At 52.0% G+C, this 2,952-nt stretch carries 5 protein-coding genes; 1 reads left to right on the forward strand and 4 read right to left on the reverse strand.

Annotated features, from left to right (window positions below):
* The 4 genes from O9290_RS08990 to O9290_RS09005 form a co-directional block, all read right to left on the reverse strand.
* The coding region (locus tag O9290_RS08990; RefSeq protein ID WP_288056280.1) for a S1 family peptidase at positions 1-478 on the reverse strand (478 nt) is incomplete at its 3' end.
* Between the two features lie 39 nt (positions 479-517).
* Entirely contained in the window at positions 518-1,126 is a 609-nt protein-coding gene (locus O9290_RS08995; protein WP_002763038.1) for a COP23 domain-containing protein, read from the reverse strand.
* Positions 1,127-1,185: 59 nt separating this feature from the next.
* Positions 1,186-2,286, reverse strand: a complete 1,101-nt coding sequence (locus O9290_RS09000) for a S1C family serine protease (protein WP_052275773.1) — start codon at positions 2,284-2,286, stop codon at positions 1,186-1,188.
* A gap of 143 nt (positions 2,287-2,429) precedes the next feature.
* On the reverse strand, positions 2,430-2,666 hold the full coding sequence (locus O9290_RS09005) for a tetratricopeptide repeat protein (RefSeq protein ID WP_288056283.1): 237 nt from the start codon (positions 2,664-2,666) through the stop codon (positions 2,430-2,432).
* 167 nt (positions 2,667-2,833) lie between these two features.
* Between O9290_RS09005 and O9290_RS09010 the strand changes: the two genes are divergently transcribed.
* The coding region (locus O9290_RS09010; RefSeq protein WP_287722398.1) for a helix-turn-helix domain-containing protein at positions 2,834-2,952 on the forward strand (119 nt) is incomplete at its 3' end.

A 2,952-nucleotide genomic window follows, 5' to 3' on the forward strand; every position in this document is an offset into this window, starting at 1 on the left:
CGAGGGTTCCCTTTGTCGTCCGATACTGTCCCGTTTCGGCAACATATCCCGCGGCCACCACTTCTAAACCGATCCTGTCTTGATTGGGGGTAAACTCCGCGATGGTGGCGATCGGATAATCCCGGGTATCGCTAAACTCCACTAGGGCCAGATCCTTATCTTTTAAAAGGGAATTCGGCGCGATCAAGGCTGTGCGGGTTTGGCCGTCGTGGGTTTGGATCTGTAGGGTTTTCGCGCCGCGGATAACGTGAGCGTTGGTCAAAACGAGATATATACTGCCTTTTTTCCCGATAATGATTCCCGATCCCCGATTTATCTCGCTAGTAATCTTAACAGTGACTTGACGGATCGATCGCTCGATCTGCGCGTTTGGGCTGTCTTCCGCCACGATCGCCGGAGCAGAGAAAGGGGATAGCGCTTTAACCGGTACGACGGGCAGAAGTAGGAGGCTTAGGAGTAGGGGAAAGGGTTTCAACATGGTTATTATGGGGAAATTCGGGGTAAAACAGCGAAAATTCTAGCGGGTGGGAACGCAATTATTTTGCGGGCCAGCAGATCTCGTACCACAGGGCGCGTCGCGATCGGCGAGTGGTGCTTTGGCGAAAAACTCCGTCATCGAGATATAGGTTTTATCTCCGGAATTCTGGAGGAGCATATCCGAGCTTTTCCCCTCTAGGATGTCCATGAGTTGTTGCAAGACTAAATCTGGATTATCGTGGGGTTTAAGGGTAAAAAGTTGGCTATTACCATCGCAGGGATCGCCGGATCGTGAAACGCTGCAGATGATCGGGTATCCTTTCGCCCGGCCGGTGGTGAGATAGTTAAAACGCCCTTGATTATATGCTTCCTGGAATTTTTTCGTGACTTCCTCGCAACGAACCGGGGAACGTTTGGAGAAATATTCCGATTTCCAGCCGATAATCCGCACATTGCCGCTTCTTTGGGGAATCCAAGCGAGGGTAGCGGGTATTTTTCCTCCCGATGCGCGATCGAACACCTCTTTACAGAAGAAGGTGACGCCATTCGGGGTGGTCGATTGGCTGAAACCGGGGGCGATACCACCGAGGAGGACAGTGGCGAGGAGGCCGACGCAAGCGAGACGGTGGGAAATATATCTAGAGTTCATAGGGATAGTTCCTCAGAAAATAGGGATTAGAATCGTGATTAGGGTCAAAATGGGATTATTTAAGGGTTAGCGGCGGCGTTGAGGGTGTAGCGACCCGATTCACCCCCTTCGCGAGAGGTAGCCACTAGGATATAAACTCCATCGGCGGGTAATTCGGTTACGAGTCGAGCGTTAAAATCCCCGGGGGCGCGATCGACACGCTGGTTACTACGGGCGACCTGTGGGTATTTTGTCCCCTCGGAAGATTGGAGAACGCGATAGAGGACAAGATAGGGAGCGATCTCGTTGCTGTTCATATCCAGAACGATTTTCTGTCCGGCACGACCCTCGAACCCGTAATATTGCTCGTTTTGGTCTTTGGTCAAGTTGCCTTGAACGGTCTGACCGTTAAGAGGGAGGGCGAGTAACTGTATCCGATCGTCCTGTCCTAATGTTGAGACGGTGGAGACATCGCCTGTTTTAACTGCGGTGAGGAAAGCTTGCAGGCGATCGAGGGAAACGGCGAAATTAATGCCGCTCTGGGTAAGGCCGATCGGGTTTCCCGCACCGTCGTAAACGTAACTCCCGATATCGCCTGCGACGTTAACCCCCACCACTTCCCCCCGTGAATTCAAAAGCGGCCCGCCGGAATTGCCTTTGTTGATATTAGCGTTGTGTTGCACAATGCCTTTTTCGGGGTCGAGACGGCTGATAATGCCCTGGGTGAGGGTGTTTTGATAGTCCTCGTTTAAGGGTGTGCCGATGACGAAAACGCTTTCGCCGACTTTGGCGGAGTTCGGACGGGCCAGGGGAAGATAGGGCAGGTTTTGGCGGTTATAAATCCGCAGGACGGCCAGATCCACGCCATTTTTAGCGAAGCCGATCACGTCTGCCGAGGCCTGCTGTCCGTTGGAAAATTTCACCGTCACCACCCGGGGTCCGTCCGCAACAACGTGGGCGTTGGTAATGATGATACCGTCAGGACTGACGAGAAAGCCGCTACCGTGGCCGCTGCCATTTTTGACGGTGACGACGGCGGGGCTGGCTTTCTGATAGACTCTAGAAGCGGTCTGCTCCTGCGCGAGGAGGGGTGGAACGTTTTCCATCAGGAAGCCTCCGGGTTGAACGAGTAGGCCAGTGGTGGCCAGTAGCACCGATAGGGTGAAAGTAATTGGTTTCATCGGATTGGCTCCTCTTTAGTCGAGGGATACTTGCAAGGATGTTATCGTTGGTTTTTTCCCAATTATGCGATTAAGTTTTAAGTCTTCAGGTTGCTTTTTTCACAAAAGTTTAGAGGGGGAGAGCGATCGCTCTCCCTTGCAACTTACGCACCTATCTGCCGTAGTGCTTCTATGGCGCTGTTGTACATTTCTGTGTTTCCCTGCTGGCGAAATAATTCGGCGGCCGTTGTTAGATCGGCGATCGCATTTTGTCTCTGGTTAAATGCGAGATGGACGTATCCGCGGAAATGGTAAGCGTAGGCAGCGCGGGGGTTTAGTCGGATCGCGGTGTTCAGGTCTTGAAACGCCGGCCGCCATTGTTCGCGAATCGTGTAAATCATGCCCCGACCGAGGTAAGCTTCGGTATAGTTCGGATCGAGTTCGAGCGCTCTGGTGAATTGAGCGAGGGCGAGATCATCGAAAATTTGGGTCTGAAACCCCGCCGTTTTACGGCGGCTTTGCTGTTAAATATTAGCACATTTACGAAATATATGCTAAAATATGAGACATGGAAAAAGCCTATTCTTACCGATTTTACCCGACACCAGAACAAGAGTCGCTATTGCGGCGCACATTGGGCTGTGTAAGATTAGTTTACAACAAAGCTCTCCACGAACGAACACAAGC

Origin of the sequence: Microcystis sp. LE19-41.2A, assembly GCF_027530405.1 — a bacterium.
GTDB classification, from domain to species: domain Bacteria; phylum Cyanobacteriota; class Cyanobacteriia; order Cyanobacteriales; family Microcystaceae; genus Microcystis; species Microcystis aeruginosa.

Excerpts from the sequence above, each read along its gene's own strand:
- O9290_RS09005 (WP_288056283.1), bottom strand. The coding sequence starts at position 2,666 with ATGATTTACACGATTCGCGAACAATGGCGGCCGGCGTTTCAAGACCTG.
- O9290_RS09000 (WP_052275773.1), bottom strand. The coding sequence starts at position 2,286 with ATGAAACCAATTACTTTCACCCTATCGGTGCTACTGGCCACCACTGGC.
- O9290_RS08995 (WP_002763038.1), bottom strand. The coding sequence starts at position 1,126 with ATGAACTCTAGATATATTTCCCACCGTCTCGCTTGCGTCGGCCTCCTC.